Annotated in this window: 23 protein-coding genes; 14 read left to right on the plus strand and 9 right to left on the minus strand. The window is 66.3% G+C overall.

Features of this window, described 5'->3' with window-relative positions:
- Positions 1 to 47: 47 nt before the first annotated feature.
- Both Q0672_RS12425 and Q0672_RS12430 read right to left on the minus strand, forming a co-directional pair.
- Positions 48 to 533: a DUF302 domain-containing protein gene (locus Q0672_RS12425; RefSeq protein ID WP_298622590.1), complete on the minus strand. Its 486-nt coding sequence runs from the start codon at positions 531 to 533 to the stop codon at positions 48 to 50.
- A gap of 139 nt (positions 534 to 672) precedes the next feature.
- Positions 673 to 1,905 carry a porin gene (locus tag Q0672_RS12430; RefSeq protein ID WP_298622592.1) on the minus strand — a complete coding sequence of 411 codons (1,233 nt, stop codon included), beginning with the start codon at positions 1,903 to 1,905 and terminating at the stop codon, positions 673 to 675.
- 417 nt (positions 1,906 to 2,322) lie between these two features.
- Between Q0672_RS12430 and pyrF the strand changes: the two genes are divergently transcribed.
- From pyrF to Q0672_RS12445, 3 genes are all read left to right on the plus strand, one after another.
- Positions 2,323 to 3,141, plus strand: a complete 819-nt coding sequence (pyrF, locus tag Q0672_RS12435) for an orotidine-5'-phosphate decarboxylase (protein ID WP_298622594.1) — start codon at positions 2,323 to 2,325, stop codon at positions 3,139 to 3,141.
- 171 nt (positions 3,142 to 3,312) lie between these two features.
- Positions 3,313 to 4,191 carry a transglutaminase family protein gene (locus Q0672_RS12440; protein WP_153163009.1) on the plus strand — a complete coding sequence of 293 codons (879 nt, stop codon included), beginning with the start codon at positions 3,313 to 3,315 and terminating at the stop codon, positions 4,189 to 4,191.
- A gap of 51 nt (positions 4,192 to 4,242) precedes the next feature.
- On the plus strand, positions 4,243 to 4,767 hold the full coding sequence (locus Q0672_RS12445) for an SHOCT domain-containing protein (protein WP_153163010.1): 525 nt from the start codon (positions 4,243 to 4,245) through the stop codon (positions 4,765 to 4,767).
- Positions 4,768 to 4,771: 4 nt separating this feature from the next.
- Here the strand turns inward: Q0672_RS12445 and Q0672_RS12450 are convergent, their stop codons facing one another.
- Together Q0672_RS12450 and Q0672_RS12455 are read right to left on the minus strand one after the other, a co-directional pair.
- Positions 4,772 to 5,383, minus strand: a complete 612-nt coding sequence (locus Q0672_RS12450; protein WP_298622598.1) for a DUF938 domain-containing protein — start codon at positions 5,381 to 5,383, stop codon at positions 4,772 to 4,774.
- Positions 5,380 to 6,282 (minus strand): LysR family transcriptional regulator, encoded by a 903-nt coding sequence (locus tag Q0672_RS12455; protein WP_298622600.1) that lies wholly within the window; start codon positions 6,280 to 6,282, stop codon positions 5,380 to 5,382. Before Q0672_RS12455 ends, Q0672_RS12450 begins: the two co-directional genes overlap by 4 nt.
- 98 nt (positions 6,283 to 6,380) lie before the next feature.
- Between Q0672_RS12455 and Q0672_RS12460 the strand changes: the two genes are divergently transcribed.
- The 4 genes from Q0672_RS12460 (at position 6,381) to Q0672_RS12475 (ending at position 9,349) form a co-directional block, all read left to right on the plus strand.
- Positions 6,381 to 7,556 carry a YbfB/YjiJ family MFS transporter gene (locus tag Q0672_RS12460; protein WP_298622602.1) on the plus strand — a complete coding sequence of 392 codons (1,176 nt, stop codon included), beginning with the start codon at positions 6,381 to 6,383 and terminating at the stop codon, positions 7,554 to 7,556.
- A 36-nt stretch (positions 7,557 to 7,592) separates the two neighbouring features.
- Complete coding sequence (locus tag Q0672_RS12465; RefSeq protein WP_298622604.1) at positions 7,593 to 7,988, plus strand: tautomerase family protein; 396 nt, start codon at positions 7,593 to 7,595, stop codon at positions 7,986 to 7,988.
- A 29-nt stretch (positions 7,989 to 8,017) separates the two neighbouring features.
- On the plus strand, positions 8,018 to 8,239 hold the full coding sequence (locus tag Q0672_RS12470; protein ID WP_298622606.1) for a 4-oxalocrotonate tautomerase family protein: 222 nt from the start codon (positions 8,018 to 8,020) through the stop codon (positions 8,237 to 8,239).
- 93 nt (positions 8,240 to 8,332) lie between these two features.
- Positions 8,333 to 9,349 carry a Fe(3+) ABC transporter substrate-binding protein gene (locus Q0672_RS12475; RefSeq protein ID WP_298622608.1) on the plus strand — a complete coding sequence of 339 codons (1,017 nt, stop codon included), beginning with the start codon at positions 8,333 to 8,335 and terminating at the stop codon, positions 9,347 to 9,349.
- 72 nt (positions 9,350 to 9,421) lie between these two features.
- Here Q0672_RS12475 and Q0672_RS12480 read toward each other — a convergent pair whose 3' ends face one another.
- Positions 9,422 to 11,086: an iron ABC transporter permease gene (locus tag Q0672_RS12480; protein ID WP_298622610.1), complete on the minus strand. Its 1,665-nt coding sequence runs from the start codon at positions 11,084 to 11,086 to the stop codon at positions 9,422 to 9,424.
- A 40-nt stretch (positions 11,087 to 11,126) separates the two neighbouring features.
- On the opposite strand from Q0672_RS12480, the gene Q0672_RS12485 reads away from it, so the two are divergent.
- Positions 11,127 to 12,194 (plus strand): ABC transporter ATP-binding protein, encoded by a 1,068-nt coding sequence (locus Q0672_RS12485; protein WP_298622612.1) that lies wholly within the window; start codon positions 11,127 to 11,129, stop codon positions 12,192 to 12,194.
- A gap of 10 nt (positions 12,195 to 12,204) precedes the next feature.
- Here the strand turns inward: Q0672_RS12485 and Q0672_RS12490 are convergent, their stop codons facing one another.
- Complete coding sequence (locus tag Q0672_RS12490) at positions 12,205 to 12,873, minus strand: pseudouridine synthase (RefSeq protein WP_298622614.1); 669 nt, start codon at positions 12,871 to 12,873, stop codon at positions 12,205 to 12,207.
- A 177-nt stretch (positions 12,874 to 13,050) separates the two neighbouring features.
- Complete coding sequence (locus Q0672_RS12495; RefSeq protein ID WP_298622616.1) at positions 13,051 to 14,979, minus strand: ATP-binding protein; 1,929 nt, start codon at positions 14,977 to 14,979, stop codon at positions 13,051 to 13,053.
- 476 nt (positions 14,980 to 15,455) lie between these two features.
- Between Q0672_RS12495 and Q0672_RS12500 the strand changes: the two genes are divergently transcribed.
- Positions 15,456 to 16,874: a circularly permuted type 2 ATP-grasp protein gene (locus Q0672_RS12500; protein ID WP_284188077.1), complete on the plus strand. Its 1,419-nt coding sequence runs from the start codon at positions 15,456 to 15,458 to the stop codon at positions 16,872 to 16,874.
- Between the two features lies 1 nt (position 16,875).
- Positions 16,876 to 17,823 (plus strand): alpha-E domain-containing protein, encoded by a 948-nt coding sequence (locus tag Q0672_RS12505; RefSeq protein ID WP_153163021.1) that lies wholly within the window; start codon positions 16,876 to 16,878, stop codon positions 17,821 to 17,823.
- 84 nt (positions 17,824 to 17,907) lie between these two features.
- Here the strand turns inward: Q0672_RS12505 and Q0672_RS12510 are convergent, their stop codons facing one another.
- The gene (locus Q0672_RS12510; RefSeq protein WP_298622621.1) at positions 17,908 to 19,386 is read right to left on the minus strand and encodes a transglycosylase SLT domain-containing protein; all 1,479 of its coding nucleotides are present in this window, start codon (positions 19,384 to 19,386) and stop codon (positions 17,908 to 17,910) included.
- Between the two features lie 207 nt (positions 19,387 to 19,593).
- Here Q0672_RS12510 and Q0672_RS12515 point away from each other — a divergent pair, with 207 nt between their 5' ends.
- Positions 19,594 to 20,547: a diguanylate cyclase gene (locus Q0672_RS12515; RefSeq protein ID WP_298622624.1), complete on the plus strand. Its 954-nt coding sequence runs from the start codon at positions 19,594 to 19,596 to the stop codon at positions 20,545 to 20,547.
- Between the two features lie 12 nt (positions 20,548 to 20,559).
- Here Q0672_RS12515 and gloB read toward each other — a convergent pair whose 3' ends face one another.
- On the minus strand, positions 20,560 to 21,321 hold the full coding sequence (gloB, locus tag Q0672_RS12520; RefSeq protein ID WP_298622626.1) for a hydroxyacylglutathione hydrolase: 762 nt from the start codon (positions 21,319 to 21,321) through the stop codon (positions 20,560 to 20,562).
- Between the two features lie 49 nt (positions 21,322 to 21,370).
- On the opposite strand from gloB, the gene Q0672_RS12525 reads away from it, so the two are divergent.
- Genes Q0672_RS12525 through dnaQ form a run of 3 tightly spaced genes read left to right on the plus strand, consistent with a single transcriptional unit; the run spans position 21,371 to position 23,383 of the window.
- A complete protein-coding gene (locus Q0672_RS12525; RefSeq protein WP_298622627.1) occupies positions 21,371 to 22,144 on the plus strand; it encodes a class I SAM-dependent methyltransferase in 774 nt (257 codons plus the stop codon).
- A 34-nt stretch (positions 22,145 to 22,178) separates the two neighbouring features.
- Positions 22,179 to 22,652 (plus strand): ribonuclease HI, encoded by a 474-nt coding sequence (gene rnhA, locus Q0672_RS12530; protein ID WP_284188071.1) that lies wholly within the window; start codon positions 22,179 to 22,181, stop codon positions 22,650 to 22,652.
- Entirely contained in the window at positions 22,649 to 23,383 is a 735-nt protein-coding gene (gene dnaQ, locus Q0672_RS12535) for a DNA polymerase III subunit epsilon (RefSeq protein ID WP_298622630.1), read from the plus strand. The genes rnhA and dnaQ overlap by 4 nt, the downstream gene beginning before the upstream one ends.
- Positions 23,384 to 23,396: the final 13 nt, after the last annotated feature.

Below are 23,396 nucleotides of genomic sequence, written 5' to 3' on the forward strand. Positions count from 1 at the left end.
GTGCGGACTATACCGTGGGAGGCGGCTTCGGGCGAGACTCCCGGCGATCAGTCGCGGATGCTGACCCGCCCGGCGTTGTCGGCGGTCTGCCGGGCGATGCGGGCGAGCAGGACGTTGGCGGCGCGGGCGCCGGGGCTGTCGCCCACCGCGCTGCGCCACGCCAGACGCACCGTGGATGGATCGCCGGGGAGGGTGAAGATTGCCATCGACAGGGGACACTGGGCCACGTTGAGGGGGTTCTCCTTCGCCATCTGCCAGGCGATGCGGGCGCTGCAGAAGTGGAGCACCTCGGCCTGGGCATAGACGGGCTTGTCTTCGCCCAGCGCGGGGCCGGTGCGGGACAGCATGTCACCAAAGACGCTCGGCGGGGAAGGAATCAACCCTTCGGCCTCGATGGCATCCACCAGCGCCTCGCGGGCGTCGGCGTAGCGGCTGGGGGTGATGCGCTGCTCGACGATGCCGTCGGCCGTAGCGGCCGGGCTGGTGAGCACAAAGGCGAGGGCCGCAAGGGCCGTGAAGAAGGGGCGCGACATCGGCGGCTCCGGTGGAACGACGAAGATCGGACGATACAAAAAAAGATGGCGCCACGGGGGCGCCAGAAGGAGGGAGAACACAGCAAGAGACTGTTTCGATGGCGGGCCTGTGGCGGCCCGTCCATCCGATGTGTGTGGCCTAGAAGAACAGGATCGCGCCGGCGGACAGGGTGCGGTTCTTGGTTTCGCTGTCATCCACGGTGCTGGTGATCTTTTCCTGGTTCAGTTCGCCGACCAGGGTCACGAACTTGTTCAGGCTGTGATAGACGCCCAGGGTGTAGGCCTTGTTCTTGCGCTCGTTGCCGGCACCCAGGATGCCGTCGTTGTCCTTGTTCTGACCGAAGTTGATACCGAACTTGGTCTTGTTGTACTGGTAGGTACCTTGCAGGAAGTAGCCCTTGGAGTCGGTCTTGTTGCCGAGGCCATCGGAGCCGCCGAAGAACTGGGCGCCCACGGTGGACAGGCCCAGGCCCTTGCCGGTGAAGGCGTAGGCGACAGCGCCGAAGTTGTTCATGCTGGCCTTGGCACCGATTTCGTAGCCGGAAGCGGTGAAGGACTTGTCAGGGTTGGTGCCGGTGCCGTCACAGGTGGAGCCCTTGGAGCAGCTGGTGCTCTGGGTGATCAGGCCGCCCCAGACCTTGCCCGGCGCCATGCCCTTCCAGTCGTAATCGACCTTGGCCTGGAAGCCCGGGGTCTTGGTCTGGTCGCCCGCGAAGGAGCTCGGCTGGAAGATGCCAGCGGAAGCCTGCAGGCCGTCGAAGTTCGGGGTGGTGTAGGTGATCTGGGCCTGGAAGCCGGTATACATGTAACCGTGGCCGATCATGCCGAAGGTGGTGTTGAACGGGATGCCGGCGTTGGAGGTGCCGCCGACGCCCAGCAGGGTCATGTCGGACAGGATGATGTTCTGGCCGAACAGGCCGATGTCACGACCGAACTTCAGGGTGCCCCAGTCGTTGTTGCCAAACTGGAAGTAGACGTTACGCACGTCGATCTGGCTGTACGGGCTGGAAGCGCCCGGCACGGCGCCAGCGCCGGTGCCGACGGTGGAGGGAAGGCCGACCACGGAGGAAGAATCGTTGATACCCGGGGCGAAGCTGAAGTGAGCCTTGATGTCCTGGTCAGCGGCCTTGGTGGTGACCACGAAGTTGATCCAGCCCGGCAGCAGGCCGTTGGTCAGGGCGCTGTTCTGGGTCTTGGTCTCAGGACCGCCGGCGACGGTGGTCTTGGACTCGCGGTTGACGTAGAAGCCGTTGATGGTGCCGTTGATGTCGAGGGTGACATCGTTCTGGGTGAAGCTCACGGCTTGGGCGCCACCGGCGGCAGCGGCAAGGCAGGCGAGGGCGACGGACTGAGCCAGCAGGGACTTCTTCATGATCTTTTGTCTCCGGAATTTTCTGTTTGATTTCACCAGCGCAACGGCCACGGCCCTGCGCTTGTGCTCCGCTCCTCCCGTTGTCGCATTCCAGCGTCGATCGCGCCTTGAAACACGCCGTTACGGAGCGCACTACCCATTGCGAAGGCTGTGCCAGCTCGGGGCCAGATCCGGATCAAAATAGAACAAGCTTATGTTACGAAAAGGAATTTTTTGTTTTGACGCGGTGGGGACGTGATTTTTCGTCACATTTATGCTGTTCATTTACTGAACAACTGCCCCGAGGGTGCTGAAACGGGGTGGAGCATGTTGTGACGCAACATGTGCCGTTTTGCACAGCCGGCGGTGGCACGCCAAGGGCTGGTAAAATCGGCGCCGACATTCAACTGCCCCGGCCGCACGCGGCCCGCCCTCTCCATGGATTTCCGTTCCAAGCTGGCTGCCGCCTGGCAGCGCCATGATTCCCTGCTGTGCGTCGGCCTCGACCCGGACGTCGCCCGCTTCCCGGCCCACCTGAAGGATCGCCCGGATGCCGTGCTGGCCTTCTGCAAGGGCATCGTCGATGCCACCGCCGACCTGGCCTGTGCCTTCAAGCCGCAGATTGCCTACTTTGCCGCCGCCCGCGCCGAAGACCAGCTGCAGGATCTCATCGCCCACATCCACGACAAGCACCCTCAGGTGCCCGTGGTGCTCGACGCCAAGCGCGGCGACATCGGCGCCACCGCCCAGCAGTACGCCCGTGAGGCCTTCGAACGCTTCCAGGCCGACGCGCTCACCGTCAATCCCTACATGGGCTTCGATTCCGTCGAGCCTTATCTCGAATTTGCCGACAAGGGCCTGATCGTGCTGTGCCGCACCTCCAACCCGGGCGGATCCGATCTGCAGAACCTGGAGATCGCTGGCGGCCGCAAGCTCTACCAGCACGTGGCCGAACTCGTGGCCGGCAAGTGGAACACCCACGGCCAGAACGCCCTGGTGGTCGGCGCGACCTTCCCCCAGGAGCTCGCCGACGTGCGCGCCATCGTGGGTGATCTGCCGCTGCTGGTGCCCGGCATCGGTGCCCAGGGCGGCGATGTGGAAGCCACCGTCAAGGCCGGCCGCACCGCCGCAGGCACCGGGCTGATGATCTCCTCGTCCCGGGCGATCCTCTACGCCGGCAAGGGCGAGGATTTTGCCGACGCCGCCCGCAAGGTGGCCCTGGCAACCCGCGACGAAGTCAATCTGTACCGCCGCTGATCGGCCCGAAAACCGCTCAACTGCGCAGAAAACCCGCCATGTTGCAGCGCCGCAGAGTAGGATGAAGGGTCTCGCAACCGGGCCGGAGCCACGCTGCTGCCCGAGCGAAGCCTATTTGTCTTGCTGAATCAGGCGCAATCCCGCGTCAAAGCACGCTCTCTTGGAATGCCCATGATCAGGCTGAAGTTCTCGGTGGAATTGAATTACGAGGTCGCTGCCCCCGGTTGCGACTTCATCTTCAACATCCACGCCGCGCACACCCGTCGTCAGCGGGTGCTGACGGAAATGATGGAGATCGGCCAGTTCCTGCTCCCGCAGGTGCACACCGACGCCGCCACTTCCAACCGCTACATGCGCCTGAAGGCCGAACCCGGCCCGCTGCGCCTGCGCTACAGCGCCACGGTCGAAGTCCAGCACCACGTGGCGGCGCCCGAACTCATCGCCGAGCAGCCCGTCTCGCGTCTGCCGGCCGAAGTGCTCACCTATCTGTATCCCAGCCGCTACTGTCAGTCCGACCGTCTGTTTGACGTGGCGCTGCGCGAATTCGGGCAGCTGCGGCCCGGCTATGCCCGGGTCAAGGCCATCTGCGACTGGGTGGCGAGCCATGTGCGCTTCAAGTCGGCCACCACCAACGCCAGCACCTCGGCGGTGGATACCCTGCACGACCGGGTTGGCGTGTGCCGCGACTTCGCCCACCTGATGATCGCCCTGTGCCGCGCGCTCAACATGCCGGCGCGCTTTGCCACCGGGATCGACTACGGCGCAGACCCGGCCCTCGGCCCGAGCGATTTCCATGCCTATGTCGAAGTCTTCCTGGGCGACCGCTGGTATCTCTTCGATCCGTCCGGCACCGCGATCCCCATGGGGCTGATGCGCTTCGGCGTCGGCCGCGATGCCGCCGATGTCTCCTACGCGACGATCTTCGGCGGCGTGCGTGCCGAGCCGCCCAACATCTCCATCATCGCCATCGAAGACGCGTTTTCCGGTGCCGAGCTGCCGCGCCGCCGGCCCGAAGCCCTGTCCACCGACGACGGCCCCATCACAGCCTGACGCGCCCGAACCGGCCAAACCAATTCAGATCATTCCGACAGGAGAACCCCCATGAGCACCATCGACGACATCGCCGCCCGCCACGGTTTCAGTGCCGACGCCGGCCGCGCCGCCTATGCCGCGCTGCAGGCCGGCGGCTTCAGCCAGGCCCAGTTCAGCCACCCCGAGCTGGGTGGCATGGGCCAGTGGATGAGCGGCGGCATGATGATGATCGGCGACATGTTCAACGAAGGCCTGAAGTGGCGCGTGGGCGCGCTGCTGACCGATCTGTCCCAGCACCGCGAGCCCGTGCAGCAGGCCGCGCCGTCCTTCGGCGGCGACTTTGTGAACAACGCCAACTGGTGGCCCGCCGAGCTGGGCTATCCGTCCACCTCCGGCAGCCAGAACGACATGGCGTACGCGTGGTTCCCCAACTCTGCCAAGCTCCTGATGAAGGTGGGTAGCGATGTGTTCTCGTTCGACACCGGCGCGCTGACCATCTACGGCGTGCAGCAACAGCAGGGCGGCGGCATCGGCTCGGTGGTGCTCAACACCTCCAACGGCCCGATGGGGCTGCTCGGCCTCAACCGCTCCTGACCCTTCAGGGCCTGCGCCGCCACACCACACAGCGGTTGTTGGCGGGCATGGCCCGGTCTTCCACCAGCGCAAAGCCCCGCGCCCGGGCGAGGGCATCGACGGCCTCCAGGTCGCGGATGCCACGCTTCGGGTCGTCGGCCCGCAGCGCCGCATCGAAAGCGGCGTTGCTCTCGCTGGTGAACTTTCCCCCCTCATTGAACGGCCCGTAGATCGCCAGCAGCGCGTCGGCGCCGAGCGCGCCATCGAGCCCGGCAAAGAAGGCCTCCACCTCCGGCCAGCCCATGATGTGCAGGGTGTTCGACGAGAACGCCGCATCGAAGCCGCCCGCCGGCCACGGGCGGGTCACGTCCAGTTCGAGCGGCGGCGGGGTGTTGGGTAGCGCCGCCTCATCCAGCCACAGGCGGATGCCCGCCAGCCACTGGGGCCGGTCGCTGGTCTGCCAGACGAGGTGGGGCAGGGCGGTGGCAAAATGCACCGCGTGCTGGCCGGTGCCCGAGCCCACCTCCAGCACCTGGCGCCGATCGGCAAAGTGCTCGCGCAGCACCTCAAGGATCGGGCCGCGGTTGCGTTCGCAGGCGGCCGACCAGGGTTTCTCGGGCTGGATCTCCATCATCATTGCAGCGCTCCGTACTCGCCGAGCTTCGCCGCAAGGCTGCCGGCAAAGGCTTCCCGCGCCGGCTGGCGGCTGCGGGCCTTGTGCCAGATCATCACCGTCGTCACCCACGCCACGTCGTCCGGCACCGGATGCACCCGAAGCACGCCCGCCGTATCGTCAAGCTGCCCTTTGATGATCGCCCGCGGCACCAGGCTCACGCCCATCCCCGCCGCCACGCAACCGACGATCGCCTCGAAGGTGCCGAAGCTGCTGGTGCGGGCGATGGGCACGCCGTCGCGCCACAGCCAGTCGAGCAGGCGCTGGCGATAGCTGCAGCCTTCGCGGAAGGTGATCAGCTCCACCGGCCCGCGGGCGACAAGATCGGCGCTGGAGGCGATCGGCGCCCAGTCGGCGGCGCTGATGAGCACCAGCTCCTCGCGGATCACCGGCAGCTGTTCGAGATCCGGATGGTTGATCGGGCCTGCGACGAGGGCCGCATCAAGCTGATGGGCCAGCACGTCCTGCACCAGCCCGGCGGTGTGGGAGGTGGCAAGGCGCAGCTCGACCTGGGGATGACGCCGCCGGAAATCCGCGATCACCGCCGGCAGGCGGGTGGCGGCGGTGGTTTCCATCGACCCCAGCCGCAGCAACCCTTGCGGTGCGGCGGCGCTGCGCACGGCGTCGCGGGCCTCGTCGGCCAGATTGAGCAGGCGGTCGGCGTAGCTTTCCAGCAGGCTTCCGGCCGGCGTGATCACCAAACGCCGATTGATGCGGTCAAACAGCGGGGTGCCAAGGCTTTCTTCCAGCAGGCGCAGGCGGGTGGTGACGTTGGACTGCACCGTGTGGAGGCGCTGGGCGGCGCGGGTGACGCTGCCTTCCTCGGCCACGGCACGAAAGAGGCGCAGATCGGCGAGATCCATGATCATCTCTTTTTGTGATGGAGTTGATCCTATTAAATCATTTTTAGTGCTGATCTGTCGCGCGTAACCTGCACGCATCCGAAACCGGGAGAGCAGTCATGCAGAGCACCACCGTTCCAGTTCCATCCGTCCTGTCCAGCCCGCCGGTCATTGCCGCCGCCGGGCTGCTCTCCCTGCTGCTGGCCATGGGCATTGGCCGCTTTGCCTTCACCGCGCTGCTCCCCCAGATGCGCGACGACGGGCTGGTGGACATCGGCAGCGCCGGCCTGCTGGCCGCGATGAACTACCTGGGCTACCTGGCCGGGGCGCTGTGGGCGGCCTTCAGCCGCAACGCCGACCCGGCGCGGCGGCTGGCTGGCGGGCTCGTCGCCAGCGTGCTCACCACCCTGGCGATGAGCGTCGACCTGGGCTTTGGCGGCTGGTGCGCGCTGCGCTTCGTGTCGGGCGTGGCGAGCGCGGCGGTGTATGTCTACGCCACCGGCATCGTGCTGCGCAGTCTGGCCGACGTGGGCGCGGCGGGGTGGAGCGCGCTGCATTACATGGGCGTTGGCGCGGGCATCGTCACCTCGGCCATCGTCGCGCAGCAGCTGGCCGGCGGCGCCCTCGTCGGGTGGCGGATGCTGGGCCTGGTGGCCGGCGTGGCAGCGCTGGTGGTGGGCGCGGTGCTGGTGCCCAGGGGGCGCGTGGTGCCGGTTGCGGGCACAGCGCCCGCAGCCCCGGCGGTGGCGCCGCCGTTGGGCTGGCTGGCGGCGGCTTACGGGCTCGCCGGGTTTGGCTACATCGTCAATGCAACCTTTCTCCCGACCATCCTGCGCAGCCAGTCGGGCACCGCCGATGCGGCGCTCACCGGCTGGCTGGTGGTGGGCCTTGCCGCGTTGCCGGCTACCGCCCTGTGGGTGCGGTTGTCGTTCCGTCGCGGCGTGTATCCGGTGCTGATCGCCGCGACGTTGATCCAGGCCGTCGGCGTGGCGCTGCCGGTTCTGGTGGATGGCGTGGCCTCGGCAATGGCCGGCGCGGTGCTGCTCGGCGGCACCTTCATGGGCATCGCCGGGCTGGCCCAGTGGCTTGCGCGGGTGCCGGACGCCCAGACCACCGCCCGCCGGATCGGGCTCATCACCGCCTGTTATGGCGTCGGGCAGATCGTCGGGCCGCTGCTGGTGGCAGTGCGCGGGCGCGACGCCGGGTTCGAACTGCCCGTGCTGCTGGCCGCCGCCGCGCTGGTGCTGAGCGCACTGCTGCTGGAAGTCTCGCGCCGCCGGGAGCGGCTGGGCTGATCGGCTCTTCATCTCACACGCAAAGGAGAACTCGCCATGCCTTATCTGAAACTCGCCTACGCCTCACCCACTGCCGTCGCCACCGCTGATCTGGCAGCCAGACTTACCGATCTCACCGTCGAACTGCTCGGCAAGAAGCGCGAGCTGACCGTGGTCGCCATCGAACCGCTGCCGGTAAGTGGCTGGTTCGTGGGCGGTGCGGCGCTGGAGGCAGGGGAGTCTGGCGCGGTGCTGGAGATCCGCATCACCGAAGGCACCAACACCAAGGCCCAGAAGGCCGCGTTCATTCGCGCTGCCTTCGATGCGCTGGCCGCGGCGCTGCCCGGGCTGAATCCGGCCAGCTACGTGACACTCCACGAACCGCCTGCCGACGCCTGGGGCTATTCCGGCAAAACCCAGGAATACCGTTTCATCCACAGCCAGATGCTGTAAGCCAACCCACCCGACCCCGGAGAGAAACCATGCCCTACGTGAACATCCGCATCACCCGCGAAGGCGCCACCGCCGCCCAGAAGGCCGCGCTCATCGAGGGCGTCACCCAGCTCCTGCAGGACGTGCTGGGCAAGAACCGCTCGACCACCTTCGTCATCATCGACGAGGTGGAAACCGACAACTGGGGCATCGGCGGCGAGTCGGTGACCAAGCTGCGCGCCGCAGCGATAGCGGCCCGGGGTGAAACTTGATTTTGAGAATCAGTCGCATTTACATTTTCGAGAAGGCTGGTTAGACTCGGGTCATTCAGTTTTTGAATGCGCATTTTTTCCGGAGTCCAACCGATGAACTGCAAGTCCACCGTGCTCGCCGCCGCCCTGGCCGGCATCGCCTTCGGCGCCCAGGCCGACGACAAGGAACTCAACCTGTACTCGGCCCGGCATTACCAGACCGATGAAGCGCTCTACAGCGATTTCACCAAGCAGACCGGCATCCGCATCAACCGCATCGAAGGCAAGGAAGACGAGCTCCTCGAGCGCATCCGCAACGAAGGCGCCAACAGCCCGGCGGACATCCTGCTCACCGTGGATGCCGCGCGCCTCGCCAAGGCCCATGAGCTGGGCCTGTTCGTGCCGGTGAAGTCGAAGGTGCTGGAATCGCGCATTCCTGCTCACCTGCGCGCCGACGACTGGTTCTCGTTCTCGACCCGCGCCCGGGTCATCATCTACAACAAGCTGGGCGTGAAGGCCGACGAAGTGCGCAACTACGACGACCTTGCCAAGCCGGCGCTGAAGGGCAAGCTGTGTTCCCGCTCGGGTTCACACCCTTACAACCTGTCCCTCGGGGCCTCGGTGATTGCCCACCAGGGCGAGGCCAAGACCGAAGAATGGGCCCGCGGCATGGTGGCCAACTTTGCCCGCGCGCCCAAGGGCGGCGACACCGACCAGATCAAGGCCGTGGCCGCCGGCGAATGCCAGGTGGCGCTCTCCAACACCTACTACATCGCCCGCATGATGCGCTCGACCAAACCGGAAGACGTGAAGGCAATGGAGCGCGTCGGCGTGGTGTGGCCCAACCAGGCCAGCACCGGCACCCACATCAACGTGTCCGGCGCCGGCGTGCTGAAACACGCGCCCCACAAGGAAGCGGCGGTGAAGTTCCTTGAATACCTCGCCTCGGACGACGCCCAGCGCTACTTTGCCGATGGCAACAACGAGTGGCCGGTGGTCGATTCCGTCAAGGTGAGCAACAAGGCGCTGGACGCCCTCGGCAAGTTCAAGGCCGACACCCTGCCGGTGAAGCAGCTGGAGATGTACCAGGTGAAGGCCCAGATGATCTACGACCGGGCCGGCTACAAGTAAGCTCGAATCATCCGCCGCAAACAGAAACGCCCCGGAGTGCCGGGGCGTTCTGCTTTTGGGGCCTTGGGCTTGTTACTTGCTATCCCGGGCGATCTGTCTTGAGAGGGCGATCAGAGGCAGGAGGCCCACCGCCACAATCGCCAGCGCCGCCGTGGAGGCTTCGGCCAGCCGCTCGTCGGAGGCCAGCGTGTAGGCCTGGGTGGCCAGCGTGTCGAAGTTGAAGGGGCGCATCACCAGCGTGGCCGGCAACTCCTTCATCACATCCACGAAAACCAGCAGCCCGGCGGTGAACAGGCTGCCCCGCAGGATCGGCACATGCACCCAGCGCAAGGTGTGACCCTGGCCCAGACCCAGGCTGCGGGCGGCATCGTCCATGCTGGGGGTGATCTTGGCGAGGCTGGCGTCCACCGTCTGCAGCGCCACCGACAGGAAGCGCGCCAGGTAAGCGTAGATCAGCGCCGCGATGCCGCCGGTGAGGAGCAGGCCCGGGTTGGTGCCGAACCACGCCTCCCACTGCCCGGCCAGCCAGTTGTCGAGCCGGGTGACGGGAATCAGCACACCCACCGCGATCACCGTGCCCGGCACCGCGTAGCCCAGGCCGACCATCCGGTTGAGGCCGGTGGCGAGGAGCGTCTTCGACAGCCGCGCGCTGTAGGCCAGCAGCACCGCCAGCAGCACGGCGATGAGCGCGGTGGTCCCCGCCAGGGTAAAGCTGTTGCGGGCCAGCATCACGAAGCGCTCGCCGAACTGGGCGTCGCCTTCACCCAGCGCCATCCGCAGCAGCAGCCCGCCGGGCAGCAGGAAGCCCAGCACCAGCGGGGTGAGGCAGGCAAGGGTGGCCGCCAGCCCGGCCACGCCCGACAGGCGCGGCGCTGGCGGACGATGCCGGTTGGACGTGTTGTGATAACGCGCGCGGCCGCGGGTGATCCGTTCGATGGCCACCAGCAGCAGCACGAAGCCGAGCAGGATCGCCGCCAGCTGGGCCGAGGCGATCCGGTCGCCGAGGGAGAACCACGCCCGGTAGATGCCGGTGGTGAAGGTGTTGACCGCGAAGTAGGCCACCGTGCCGTAGTCGGCCAGGGTTTCCATCAAGGCCAGCGCCACGCCGGCAGCGATGGCTGGGCGGGCCAGCGGCAGCGAGACGGTGAAGAAGGCCCGCCACGGCCCGATGCCCAGGGTGCGCGCAGCCTCCAGCACGCCGCCAGCCCGCTCCAGAAATGCCGTGCGGGCGAGCAGATAGACGTAGGGGTAGAGCACGAAGACGAACATCAGCATCGCGCCGGGCAGGGTGCGGATGTCGGGAAAGTAGTAGTCGCCGAACTCCCAGCCGAAGGCGTCGCGCAGGGCCGTCTGCACCGGGCCGACAAACTGCAGGAAATCGGTGTAAACATAGGCCATCACGTAGGCCGGCATCGCCAGGGGCAGCACCAGCGCCCAGTCGAACACGCGTCGGCCCGGGAAGTCATGCATCGTGGTGAGCCACGCGGTGGCGACGCCGACGGTCGCCACACCCACGCCCACGCCCAGGCACAGGGCCAGGGAGTTCTGGATGTATTCGGGCAGCACGGTGGCGGCGAGGTGGCTCCAGGTGGCGCTGGTGCCACCGGCGAGCAGGTTGAAACCCACGCTGGCAACAGGCAATCCGGCCAGCAGCGCAACCGCTAGCGCCGTGATGACCAGCGGCGAGAGATGTCGGGAAACCGCGCCGAGCGGCGGAGAAGGAAGTCGTGAGCTCATGGCATTCTTTTTGGCCTGGATGAGAATTATAATTGATTGCATGTCCAAGCTAGAACTCAAGGCGGTTGCCCAGCGCTACGGCCATCACACCGTCGTCAATGGCGTCGATTTTCGCCTGGAGCAGGGTAGCATCGCCTGCCTGCTGGGGCCGTCGGGTTGCGGCAAGACGACCTTGCTGCGCTGCATCGCCGGCTTTGAGGAAGTCTCCGGTGGCGAGATCCTGATCCACGACCAATCCATGAGCCGTGCCGGCTTCCGGGTGCCGCCCGAGCGCCGGCGGGTTGGCATGGTGTTCCAGGATTACGCGCTGTTTCCTCACCTCACCGTCGAGGACAACGTGGGCTTTGGCCTGCGCGGCGTGTCGGCGGCGGAGCGCGGGCAGCGGGTCGAATCGCTGCTCGCCACGGTGGGCCTGGCGGGTCAGGGGCGCAAGTTTCCCCACGAGCTCTCCGGCGGCCAGCAGCAGCGTGTCGCGCTGGCCCGGGCGCTGGCGCCGCGGCCCGAACTGGTGCTGCTCGACGAGCCGTTTTCAAACCTCGACGTGGATCTGCGCGAACGGCTGTCGGTCGAGGTGCGCGAGATCCTCAAGAGCGAGGGCATGACCGCGGTGCTGGTCACCCACGACCAGCACGAGGCCTTCGCGATGGCCGACGAGATCGGCGTGATGTACGAGGGGCGCATCCAGCAATGGGATACGCCCTACAACCTCTACCACCGGCCGGCCAACCGTTTCGTGGCCGATTTTGTCGGCAAGGGCGTGTTCGTGCCGGGCACCGTGCTCGACGCCAACCGGGTGAGGATCGAGCTGGGTGAGCTCAACTCTGGCGTACCGGTGGAGTGCAGCGTGGGCTGCGCCGCCTGCGGCAAGGGCTGTGGCGTGGATGTGCTGCTGCGTCCCGACGACGTGATCCACGACGACGCCAGCCCGACCCGGGCCGAGGTGCGTCACAAGGCCTTTCGCGGCGCCGACATCCTGTACACCCTGCGCCTGGCCAGCGGCACCGAGGTGCTGTCGCTGGTGCCGTCCCACCACAACCACGCCCTGGGCGAGGCGATCGGGGTGCGGCTGGAGGCCGACCACGTGATCGCCTTCCGGCACGGCGCCTGAGCGCTGCCGGTCAGAAGTCCGGCGGGCTTTCCAGTGTCAGCTGCGCCCCGCTCAGCGGGTGGGGCAGGGCGAGACGCGTCGCGTGCAGGAGCAAGCGCGGCGCAGCGGTCCGGCTCGCCGCGTCGCCGTAAAGATCATCCCCCAGGATCGGATGGCCGATGGCCAGCAGATGCACCCGCAGCTGGTGGGATCGGCCGGTGTGGGGGGTGAGGGCGACCCGGCTGGTGTTACGCGCAGCGTCGCGGGCCAGCACCTCGAAGCCGGTGAGGGACGGCTTGCCCAGTTCGAAATCCACCTTCTGCCGCGGCCGGTTGGGCCAATCGGTGATGAGGGGCAGGTCGATCTCGCCGCTGTCTTCGGCGATCTGTCCGGCCACCACCGCCACGTAAAGTTTTTCCACCTGACGTTTCTGGAAGGCGATGCTGAGCGCCCGCTCCATCGCCGCGCCCCGGGCCAAAACAATGAGGCCCGACGTCGCCATGTCGAGGCGATGGACGATGCGTGCGTCGGGGAATTCGGCCTGAACCCGGCTGGCGAGGCTGTCCGCGTGGGCGGGGCCGCGGCCCGGCACCGACAGCAATCCGGAGGGCTTGTCGAGGACGATCAGGGCCTCGTCCCGATGGACGATCTTCAGTGGTCCAGCAGGCGGCGCGTAAACCGGCGGCGGCGGTAGCGACATGGGTGGAGCAGGGTGGCGACGGAGGGGGCCGCATTCTGGCACAGGGGCCGCTGCGTGTGGATAAGTCTGTGGATTGGCGCTGGAAAAGCGGTGGATCGAATGTGGACAGCGATCAGCACCGGTGCCGAACGGGCGCTTTGTACCGGAAGTAAAAGATCAGCCCGGATTTCTTACTTTTCAGGCGGCTGAATCCAGCGTGGTGTTGCCAGCCCGCGCCTTCGGGCAATGGCGGACCAGCACATCCCGCAGCGCGCCCTGGCTGTAGGGCTTGGCGAGGAAGTCGTCCATCCCGCATTCGCGGGCGAGGGCGTGCTCGGACACGTTGCCGGTCATCGCGACGATGGCGGTGCGCTGGGGCAGCCGGCCGATCATTTCCAGTTCGCGGATGCGGCGGGTGGTGTCGTAGCCGTCGAGCAACGGCATCTGGCCGTCCATCAGGATCAGGTCGAAGGGGCGGCGTTCGAGCAGTTCGAGGACTTCGACCCCGTTGGCTGCGGTGGTGACTTCGCAGTGGAACTGCGCCAGCTGGGCGGTAGCGAGCACCTGGCTGAGGGCGTCGTCATCGGCGACGAGCACCCGCAGGCCGGCCAGCTGCGTGGCGCTCTCGCGGGTGTCGAGGGGGTGGGCCGGCGCGGAGGCGGGTTCGGCGGCTGCGCTCTGCACCGGCGCGCTGATCGTGAACCAGAAGTTCGACCCTTCGCCCGGCGTGCTCTCCACGCCAATCTCGCCGCCCATCAGATCCACCAGCTGCTGGCAGATCGCGAGGCCCAGCCCGGTGCCGCCAAAACGCCTGGCGTAGGAGCTGTCGGCCTGGGTGAAGGGGGTGAACAGCCGCGGCAGCACGGCGGGTTCGATACCGATGCCGCTATCGCGCACACTGAAATGGAAGAACGACAGCGGTGTGTCGCCGCCGCCATCCAGATACCGCTGATCGACGCTCAGCACGATCTCGCCACTGCTGGTGAATTTGATGGCGTTGGCGATGAGGTTGCCCAGTACCTGGCGCAGGCGGATCGGGTCGATCTTGGCCGAAGGCGGCAGATCGCGGGCGATGTGACAGCGGATCATCAGGCCCTTGTCGGCCGCCTGAAACTGAAAGAAGGCGGCGATATCCTCGATGATCTCCCGCGGGTTGCACCACACCGCTTCCACGTCCATGCGGGCGGCTTCGAGCTTGGAGAAATCGAGGATGTCGTTGATCACCCGCATCAGGCTGTCGGCCGAAATGCGAATGTGGCGCAGGAGGTGCTGCTGCTCCTCGTCGAGCCGGGTGAAGGCGAGGAGATCGGCCATGCCGATGACGCCGTTCATCGGGTTGCGGATCTCGTGGCTCATGGTGGCGAGGAACATGGATTTGGCCCGGCTGGCTTCCTCGGCGGAATCCCGCGCCTCCAGCAACTGGGTGTGGCCGCTCTCGATCTGGTCGAGCATGGCGTTGAAACCGTGCATCAGCGTGCCAATCTCATTGCATCCGACCGGCGCTGCGCGCACGCTGTAGTCACCGGTGTGGGTGACCTTGCCAATGTGTTGGGCGAAGTCCTCGATCGGCGCGGCGATCAGCCGCTGGAGGCGGGCGGCCAGCAGCCACGCGAGGAGCCCGGCAGCCACGAGGATGATCGCGGCGGTGGCGATCCGCTCGCGGATCAGGCGATTGAGGGGAGAGAGGTCGAAGTACGCCTCGATGGTGCCGAGATCGCGGTTGCCGGCGCGGATGGGCCGGGCGATCTCGAGGAAGGGCGCATCGGTCAGTGCCAGCAGCGGTCGGGCGCCAGCGTCCAGGGGCACATCGGGGCCGGGCTTGTCGGCATGGTGGCTGGCGATGGCGGAGAGGAAGTCGGCGTGGTTGGCCAGCGGGCTGCGGTAGCGGGCGAACTCGCCGCCGGCGGCATCGTGGATGGTGACGGCGATTACGTCCCGGTCGGCGCCCAGCACGGCCAGCATCTCGGCAGCCTCGGCCGGCGCGCCGCGCAGCAGGGCATCGCTGGTGTGCAGACCGACGAGGCGCGTGAGCCGCTCGGCACTCTCGTGGCGTGCGTCGGCTGCGGCGTCCACTTCGCCCACGACGAGACACAGCAGCGCGACGATCAGCGCGAGCGAGGTCGTCACAAAGGCAATCAGCACCACCTGGTGCTTGATCGGAAGCTCATGGAGGCTGCGTCTGAGACGACTGAAGAACGGCGGCGAAGCGGTCGGCAAGATGGACGGACTTGGGCGGTGGAACGTTTGCGGGGGGGATTTCACAAAATGGGGAAATCCCAGTCTGCAGGCGGGATTGTAACGAGTGAACCTATAACTAAAGAAATAGATTTTTCGAACGTGACGATACAGATTTGGCACCCCGGCACACGCGTCCGTGTCGCTCGGATGCCGGATGCGCTCCCCTTACCCGGACGGCAAGCGCCGACGGTCACGCACCGAGATGCAGCGCCTCGATTCCCCATGCCGGTGCGGTGGCACCAAAGCGGTGCAGGACAGCCCCGAATAGGGGGATGAATTTTGGTTTTATCTCGACTTTTTTCTTGGCACGCTTCTAGCTACACAAAAAGTGGTATTTCCGCCTCACAACATGACAGGGCACAGAGATGGCCATCACAAAATTCTTCAATGAAATGACTGCGGACGACGGGAGCGTTCGTGAGCATTACGCGGCATACGCCAAGTGGCTCAGCGACACTCCGGCTGACCGAATCGCGCGTAAGCGTGCGGAGGCCGACTCCCTGTTCCATCGCTACGGCATCACCTTCGCGGTGTACGGTGAAGAATCCGGAACCGAGCGTCTGATTCCCTTCGACATCATCCCGCGCATCATTCCCGCCCAGGAATGGAAGGGCCTCGAGGCCGGGATGCGCCAGCGGGTCAAGGCGCTCAACGCCTTCATCCACGACATCTACCACGACCAGGAAATCCTGAAGGCCGGGCGCATCCCCAAGGAGCAGGTGCTCAACAACGCTCAGTACCGCCCCGAAATGCAGGGCGTGGATGTGCCGTGCAACGTCTATGCGCACATCGCCGGGGTGGACGTGGTGCGCGCCGGCGCCGGTGAGTTCTACGTGCTGGAAGACAACCTGCGGGTGCCGTCGGGCGTGTCGTACATGCTCGAAGACCGCCGGATGATGATGCGGCTGTTTCCCGAGCTGTTCGCTCGTCACCGCATCGCGCCGGTCGAGCACTATCCGGACATGCTGCTGCACACCCTGCGCAGCGTCGCGCCCAAGGGCGTGGATGATCCGACGGTGGTCGTGATGACGCCGGGCGCCTACAACAGCGCCTACTTCGAGCACGCCTTCCTCGCCCAGCAGATGGGCGTCGAGCTGGTCGAAGGCCAGGATCTGTTCGTGCGCGACGATCAGGTCTTCATGCGCACCACCCAGGGCCCGCGCCGGGTGGACGTGATCTACCGCCGCGTGGATGACGACTTCCTCGATCCCACCGCCTTCCGCAAGGATTCGATGATCGGTGTGCCGGGCCTGCTCAATGCCTACCGCGCCGGACGGGTGACGCTCTCCAACGCCATCGGCACCGGCGTGGCCGACGACAAGTCGATCTACCCCTATGTGCCCGAGATGATCCGCTTCTATCTCGGCGAGGAGCCGATCCTCAACAACGTGCCCACCTACATGTGCCGCAAGCCGGAAGACCTGGCCTACACCCTGGCGCACCTGCCCGAGCTGGTGGTGAAGGAAGTCCACGGCGCCGGTGGCTACGGCATGCTGGTCGGCCCGGCCTCCACCAAGGAGCAGATCGAGACCTTCCGCAAGTACCTCGTGGCCAACCCCGAGAAGTACATCGCCCAGCCCACGCTGGCCCTTTCGAATTGTCCGACCTTCGTCGAGAGCGGCGTTGCGCCCCGACACCTGGATCTGCGTCCCTTCGTGCTCTCGGGCAGCGAAATGCGCCTGGTGCCGGGCGGGCTGACCCGCGTCGCACTGCGCGAAGGATCGCTGGTGGTGAACTCCTCGCAGGGCGGGGGCACCAAAGACACCTGGGTACTGGAGGCCTGACATGCTGAGCCGCACCGCCGACCATCTTTTCTGGATGGCACGCTACATGGAGCGCGCCGAGAACACCGCGCGCATCCTCGACGTAACCTACCGCCTGAGCCTCCTTCCCCAGAACGGGCAGGAAGTGGAAGCCATGTGGGCCGGGATGCTGAAGATCATGGAGCTGCAGGACACCTTCCATGCCAAGCATCCCGCCTTCACCACCGAGGCCGTGCTCGAGTTCATGATCTTCGACCGGGACAACCCCGGCAGCATCTACCGCTGCCTGCGGGCCACCCGCGAGAACGCCCACGCCGTGCGCGGCACGCTCACCTCCGAGCTGTGGGAGACCTCCAACGCCACCTGGCTGAAGATGCGTGACTTCTCCATGGCCAAGATGATGGAGACCGGCCCGGGCGCCTTCTTCGAGTGGGTGAAGTACCGCTCGCACCTGTCCCGCGGCGTAACCATCGGCACCATGTTGCAGGACGAAGCCCTGCGCTTCATCCGGCTGGGGACTTTCCTCGAGCGCGCCGACAACACCGCGCGCATCCTCGAGGTGAAGTACCTCAACCTGCTGCCCGGCTCCGAGAGCGACGTGGAGAGCACCGACTACTACCAGTGGAGCGCGCTGCTGCGCTCGGTGTCGGCCTTCGAGGTGTATCGCAAGGTCTATCGCGATCACATCACCCCGCTGCGGGTGGCCGAGCTGCTGATCCTGCGGGCCGACATGCCGCGCTCGCTGGCCCGCTGCATGAAGGAGGTGTATTCCAACCTTGGCCGCGTCGCCAACTCCCGTTCGGCCGAAACCGAACGCATGGCTGGCGAGCTTGAGGCGCACCTGCGCTTCGGCCGGATCGAGCGGATCTTCGAACTGGGGCTGCGCAACTATCTCGAGGAGTTCCGGGACAGCATCTTCGATCTGGGCTGCCGGATCTCCGATGACTTCCTGATCCCGGCGAGCGCCTGACACGGCGGCATCAGCGCCTTGAAAGCAGAACGCCCGATGGAGTCCATCGGGCGTTTTGTTTTACAAGCTTGCGGCAGGCGGCTTTCAGCGATGCTTCCTGGCGGGCGCCGAAGGCTTTGCCGCGGCCTTGGGGGGCTCGGCGGACTTGCCAGCAGCAGCCTTGCCCGGCGCGGGCTTTGCAGGCGGCGCGGCCTTCTCGGGCTTGCCGCCTTTCTGACGCGCGGCGGGAGCGGGCTCGGCCGCAACCGCGATCTTGCGCTCGATGACGATCTGCTTGCCGTTCTTGCCGCGCATGGTGGTCCGCTGGACCAGCGCCCGGGGTGGAGGCGGGGGAGGGGGCTCGACCGCGCCGGCCTGGGGCCGGTTGGGCATCAGGCTCGCCAGGCTGATCCGGTCGCCTTCGCTCTCGGAGGGCACGATGAGCGTGTAGCCGGTGCCAATACGCGCCCGCGGCGACAAACCATTGACCTGGCGCAGGCGGCTGGCGGAAATGCCCAGCCGGTCGGCCACGCCTTCGAGGCCTTCGCCTTCCTGCAGCTCGTAGGTCTTCCAGCTGGCGTTGGCCGGATCGTGCCGCTGCAGGTTGATCAGGAAGGCTTCGAGCTTCTCGGCGGGCACCACCAGCGACTGCGGGCCGGCCGTGGGCAGGATCGGCCGCTTGTAGCCGGGATTGAGGGCGAGTATCTCGTCGACCGGCGTTTCGGCCAGCCGCGCCGCGGTGGCAAGATCGAGCGGAACACGGCTCTCGACGGTGACGAAGTAGGGCCGGTTGGGGATCGCCGGCAGGGTGATGCCGAAGAGCTCCGGCTGGGCGATGATGTTCTTCAGCGCCTGCAGCTTGGGTACGTAGTAGCGGGTCTCGCCCGGCATGTTGAGGTACTGGTATTCCGCCGGCAGGCCGGCCGCCTTGTTCTTGGCCACCGCACGGCCCACGGCGCCTTCGCCCCAGTTGTACGAGGCCAGCGCCAGCTGCCAGTCGCCGTGCATCTCGTAGATGGTCTGGAGGTAATCGAGGGCGGCGTTGGTGGAGGCGATCACGTCGCGTCGTTCGTCCACCCACCAGTTCTGTTCGAGCCGGTAGCTCTTGCCGGTGGACGGGATGAACTGCCACAGGCCCGAGGCCTGGGCCGACGACAGCGCCATCGGATTGAACGCGCTCTCGACCATCGGCAGCAGCGCAAGCTCGGTGGGCATGCCGCGACGCTCGAGTTCTTCGACGATGTAGTAGAGGTAACGCTGACCGCGGGTGAAGATCTGGCGCAGGGCGCCCGGGCGGTTGATGTAGTAGATCTGCCGGTCGGTGACGAGATCGGTGTTCAGATCCGGCATCGAGAAACCGCGGCGGATGCGCTCCCAGAGGTCGTCCGTCTCGACGGTGAGATCGACGGTGGGAACCCGGACGTGCTGCTCCCGGATCTCGAAAACCTTCGGAGGCTGGGCGCTCTCGTCCTCAAAAAGAGGGATCGAGCTGACAAAACGCGGCGCAAATCCGTCCGCCTCCTGAGCCAGCAAGGGGGTGGCACCCAGGAGCGACAGGAATAGCGCGATAACTCTCGGAAACATCAGGCTTTGTCGCGCGGAACCAAAGGGCGGATTTTAGCTGCCCGCGGCAGCCAGGGTCAAACCGGCAAAGCCGCGCGAATCACATCACACCCGATACAAAGAGGCTTCGACGGATGTCGGGAATCCGTTAAAGTATGCCCTTGGCTGCGTGGCAGCCGCCGAGCCATCCGATTCAACGGCCTTACGAATCAATTTCCCGGGAATCCAGTGAAAGCGCTACTGATCGAGGACACGCTGACAAGTGCGACGCTGGTGTCTCATCAGTTACGCAAGATGGGGATTGAACCCATCCTGGCCCGGGATGGCGAGCGGGGCATCGAACTCTTCAAGGCCGAACGGCCCGATCTGATCCTGCTCGACATCATCATGCCGGGGATGGACGGTTTCGAGGTCGCGCGGCGCATCCGCCAGCTCGAACAGGCCGGCGAATGGACGCCGATCATCTTTCTCACCGCCCGCACCAGCGATGCCGATCTCGAAAAGGGCATCAGCGTCGGCGGTGACGACTACCTCATCAAACCGGTGTCCGAGACGGTGCTCGCCGCCAAGGTGAAAGCCATGCAGCGGATCGCCCAGATGCGTTATTCGCTGCTGGTGCTGACCCGCAAGCTCGACGACGCCAACCAGGAACTCACCCGGCTGTCGTCCCTCGACGGGCTCACCGGCATCTCGAACCGTCGCCAGTTCGACGAGATCCTGCTGCGCGAATGGCGCCGCTCGGGCCGTCAGGCCAAGCCCCTGTCGATCCTGCTGTGCGACGTCGATCACTTCAAGCAGTTCAACGACGGCTACGGCCACCAGGTGGGAGACGAATGCCTGAAGGCGGTGGCGCGCACGCTGCAATCGGCCCTGCGTCGCCCGGCCGACCTTGTGTCGCGCTACGGCGGCGAGGAGTTTGCCGCGATCCTGCCCGACACCGATCTGCCCGGCGCGCTGCGGGTGGCCGAGGTCATGCGCAGCGCCGTCGAAGGCCTGCGCATCACCCACCGTTTCACGCCCAACGGCGTGGTGACAGTGAGCATCGGTGTGGCGTCGATGATCCCCCCGCGGGGCGAGGCCGACTCGGCCGGTCTGCTCAAGCGCGCCGACGACGCGCTCTACGGAGCCAAGCAGTCCGGGCGTAACCGCATCTCGGCGACGCCCATCGAATCGGTGGCCTGAGTCAGGCGACCATCAGAAGCGGTTTTTCCACTCGCGGATCGCCGCGAACACCTCGACCGGCGTCTTGAGCGCATGCCCGGCCTGAACCTGGGCCTGCGCAATGACTTCAGGCTCAGCGCTGCGCAGGAACGGATTGGTCAGAAGCTCGCCCTCAAGCAGAAACGGCACCGTCGGCGTACCGGCCGCGCGCAGGGCCTGGCTGCTGGCGATGCGTTCGGTGATGGCCGCGTTGGACGGCTCGACCGCGGCCGCAAAAGCCAGGTTCGACAGGGTGTATTCGTGGGTGCAATAGACCTGCGTATCGCCAGGCAGGGCGGCCAGCTTGCCGAGGGAATCGTACATCTGGGCCGGCGTGCCTTCGAACAACCGGCCGCAACCAGCCGCGAACAGCGTGTCGCCACAGAACAGGGCGCCTTCGCCGTAGTAGCCCACATGACCGGCGGTATGGCCGGGCAGATCGAGCACGCGGAATTCGGCGCCGAGTTCGGGCAGCAACACCTCGTCGTCCTGGCTCACCGGATGGGTGATGCCGGCGATGTCTTCCATCGCGGGGCCGAAGACCGGCACCGGATGCGCATCGAGGATCGCCTCGATGCCGCCCACGTGATCGGGGTGGTGATGGGTGACGAGAATCGCCACGAGGGTCAGGCCCTCGTCGGCAAGATGGCGGAGAACCGGCGCGGCATCGCCCGGATCGACCACGGCGGCGTGACGACCGCTGCGAAGCAGCCAGATATAGTTATCGCTGAACGCGGGAAGAGGGATAATCTGCATCCGGCGATTGTACCCCGTCGTCGGGCGTTCCTTATTCCTGCACTGCCCAATGAGAGATTCCGAATCCTTCCCCGGCCTCCACGCGTGGCTCGACACCCCGCTGGGGCGCTACGTGATGGCGTGGGAAGCAGCGCGCTTCGACGCGCAGGTGGCGGACATCTTCGGCTACAACGCGGTCCAGCTCGGCTTGCCCGAGTTCGACTTCCTGCGGGCCAACCGGATGCCTTTCCGCTTCCGGGCCGGCGCCGGCAACGTAGGCGTCGAGACCGATTACGCGGCGCTGCCGTTTGCGGCAAACAGCCTCGATCTCGTGGTGCTGCCCCATGTGCTCGAATTCGCCGCCAACCCCCACCAGGTGCTGCGCGAAGTGGAGCGGGTGCTGGTGCCGGAAGGGCATGTGGTGATCGCCGGTTTCAACCCGGTGAGCCTCTTCGGCATCAAGCGGATGCTCGCCGGCAAGACCGGCTGCTACCCGTGGCGCGGGCAGTATCTTTCGCTCCGGCGACTGAAGGACTGGCTGGCGCTCCTCAGCTTTGAAACCGGCAGCCAGGCCTCGGGCTGCTTCCTGCCGGCCGTCGAGCAGCCCCAATGGCTCGAACGCCTGCGCGGCCTCGACTGGGCCGGTGACCGCTGGTGGCCGATCGGTGGCGGCGTGTATGTGATTCATGCCATCAAGCGGGTGCAGGGCATCCGGCTCATCATGCCCAAGTGGGATCGAAAGGCGGGCGCGCGGGCGCTTGCGCCGCTGGTCCAGAAAGCCGGCGGCCAACCGGGATCGCCCGGCATGCGGCTGGATGCCGGCGACGACACGCCACGGCCCTGACGCGCCACCCCAACAACACGCAACGAGAGAATCAGTGGAAGAAATCGACATCTATACCGACGGGGCCTGCTCGGGCAACCCGGGGCCCGGCGGCTGGGGCGCGATCCTGCGCGCCGGCCCCCACGAAAAGGAACTGTGGGGCGGCGAGCCCGCCACCACCAACAACCGGATGGAGCTGCTCGCGGTGATCCGCGCGCTGGAGATGCTCAAACGCCCGGTCGCGGCGCGGGTGCATACCGACTCCCAGTACGTGCAGAAGGGCATTTCCGAGTGGATTCACGGTTGGAAGGCCCGCGGCTGGAAGACCGCCTCGAAGGAGCCCGTCAAGAACGCCGACCTGTGGCGCGCGCTGGACGAGGCCGCGTCACGCCATCAGATCAAATGGCTGTGGGTCAAGGGCCACGCCGGTCATGCCGAGAACGAGCGCGCCGACGCGCTGGCCCGGCGGGGCGTGGAGGCCGTGCGCAAAGCCGGCCGGATTGTGGAATCAGAGGACATCAAGGCATGAGACAGATCGTACTGGATACGGAAACCACCGGCCTCGACTGGAAGAGCGGCGACCGGGTGATCGAAATCGGCTGCGTCGAGCTGCTCGACCGCAAGCTCACCGGGCGCCACTACCACGTGTATATCAACCCCCAGCGGAACATCGACGCCGGGGCGATGGCGGTGCACGGGATCACCAACGAGTTCCTCACCGACAAGCCGGTGTTCAAGGACATCGTGTCGGAGTTCGAGGCCTTCGTGGATGGCGCCGAGCTGGTGATCCACAACGCGACCTTCGACGTGGGCTTCCTCAATTACGAGCTTGGCCTGCTCGGCCGTCCGCTGCTCACAGCGATCTGCCCGAGCGTGATCGACACGCTCAAGCTCGCCAAGGAGCAGAACCCCGGCAAGAAGGCGTCGCTCAACGCCCTATGCTCGCTCTACGAGATCGACAACACCCACCGCGCCCTGCACGGCGCGCTGCTCGATGCCGAACTGCTAGCCGACGTCTACCTGGCGATGACCCGCGGCCAGGAGAGCCTCATCATGATGCTCGACGAGCCCGCGCCCCAGCAGGACGATGCCGACGCCGGCGGAGGTCTCCTCGAGCGCGTGCCCCTGCGTGTGCTGCGGGCCACCGACGAAGAGCTCGCCGGCCACGACAAGGTGCTGGCCGAGATCGCCAAGGCCAACAAGGGCCACTGCCTGTGGATTCCGCCGGAGCCAGTCGAGCCGGCTGCTCCGGCCGCCTGACGGATCGGCAAAA

Origin of the sequence: uncultured Zoogloea sp. (genome assembly GCF_937894855.1) — a bacterium.
GTDB lineage: Bacteria > Pseudomonadota > Gammaproteobacteria > Burkholderiales > Rhodocyclaceae > Zoogloea > Zoogloea oryzae.

What these genes read in the sequence shown, in the direction of transcription:
- Q0672_RS12445 (WP_153163010.1), top strand. Translation starts at nt 4,243, where the DNA reads ATGAGCACCATCGACGACATCGCCGCCCGCCACGGTTTCAGTGCCGAC.
- dnaQ (WP_298622630.1), top strand. Translation starts at nt 22,649, where the DNA reads ATGAGACAGATCGTACTGGATACGGAAACCACCGGCCTCGACTGGAAG.
- Q0672_RS12440 (WP_153163009.1), top strand. Translation starts at nt 3,313, where the DNA reads ATGATCAGGCTGAAGTTCTCGGTGGAATTGAATTACGAGGTCGCTGCC.
- Q0672_RS12450 (WP_298622598.1), bottom strand. Translation starts at nt 5,383, where the DNA reads ATGATGATGGAGATCCAGCCCGAGAAACCCTGGTCGGCCGCCTGCGAA.
- Q0672_RS12430 (WP_298622592.1), bottom strand. Translation starts at nt 1,905, where the DNA reads ATGAAGAAGTCCCTGCTGGCTCAGTCCGTCGCCCTCGCCTGCCTTGCC.
- Q0672_RS12525 (WP_298622627.1), top strand. Translation starts at nt 21,371, where the DNA reads ATGAGAGATTCCGAATCCTTCCCCGGCCTCCACGCGTGGCTCGACACC.
- Q0672_RS12460 (WP_298622602.1), top strand. Translation starts at nt 6,381, where the DNA reads ATGCAGAGCACCACCGTTCCAGTTCCATCCGTCCTGTCCAGCCCGCCG.
- Q0672_RS12465 (WP_298622604.1), top strand. Translation starts at nt 7,593, where the DNA reads ATGCCTTATCTGAAACTCGCCTACGCCTCACCCACTGCCGTCGCCACC.
- Q0672_RS12485 (WP_298622612.1), top strand. Translation starts at nt 11,127, where the DNA reads ATGTCCAAGCTAGAACTCAAGGCGGTTGCCCAGCGCTACGGCCATCAC.
- pyrF (WP_298622594.1), top strand. Translation starts at nt 2,323, where the DNA reads ATGGATTTCCGTTCCAAGCTGGCTGCCGCCTGGCAGCGCCATGATTCC.
- Q0672_RS12425 (WP_298622590.1), bottom strand. Translation starts at nt 533, where the DNA reads ATGTCGCGCCCCTTCTTCACGGCCCTTGCGGCCCTCGCCTTTGTGCTC.
- Q0672_RS12500 (WP_284188077.1), top strand. Translation starts at nt 15,456, where the DNA reads ATGGCCATCACAAAATTCTTCAATGAAATGACTGCGGACGACGGGAGC.
- Q0672_RS12505 (WP_153163021.1), top strand. Translation starts at nt 16,876, where the DNA reads ATGCTGAGCCGCACCGCCGACCATCTTTTCTGGATGGCACGCTACATG.
- Q0672_RS12455 (WP_298622600.1), bottom strand. Translation starts at nt 6,282, where the DNA reads ATGGATCTCGCCGATCTGCGCCTCTTTCGTGCCGTGGCCGAGGAAGGC.
- gloB (WP_298622626.1), bottom strand. Translation starts at nt 21,321, where the DNA reads ATGCAGATTATCCCTCTTCCCGCGTTCAGCGATAACTATATCTGGCTG.
- Q0672_RS12490 (WP_298622614.1), bottom strand. Translation starts at nt 12,873, where the DNA reads ATGTCGCTACCGCCGCCGCCGGTTTACGCGCCGCCTGCTGGACCACTG.
- Q0672_RS12470 (WP_298622606.1), top strand. Translation starts at nt 8,018, where the DNA reads ATGCCCTACGTGAACATCCGCATCACCCGCGAAGGCGCCACCGCCGCC.
- Q0672_RS12510 (WP_298622621.1), bottom strand. Translation starts at nt 19,386, where the DNA reads ATGTTTCCGAGAGTTATCGCGCTATTCCTGTCGCTCCTGGGTGCCACC.
- Q0672_RS12480 (WP_298622610.1), bottom strand. Translation starts at nt 11,086, where the DNA reads ATGAGCTCACGACTTCCTTCTCCGCCGCTCGGCGCGGTTTCCCGACAT.
- Q0672_RS12475 (WP_298622608.1), top strand. Translation starts at nt 8,333, where the DNA reads ATGAACTGCAAGTCCACCGTGCTCGCCGCCGCCCTGGCCGGCATCGCC.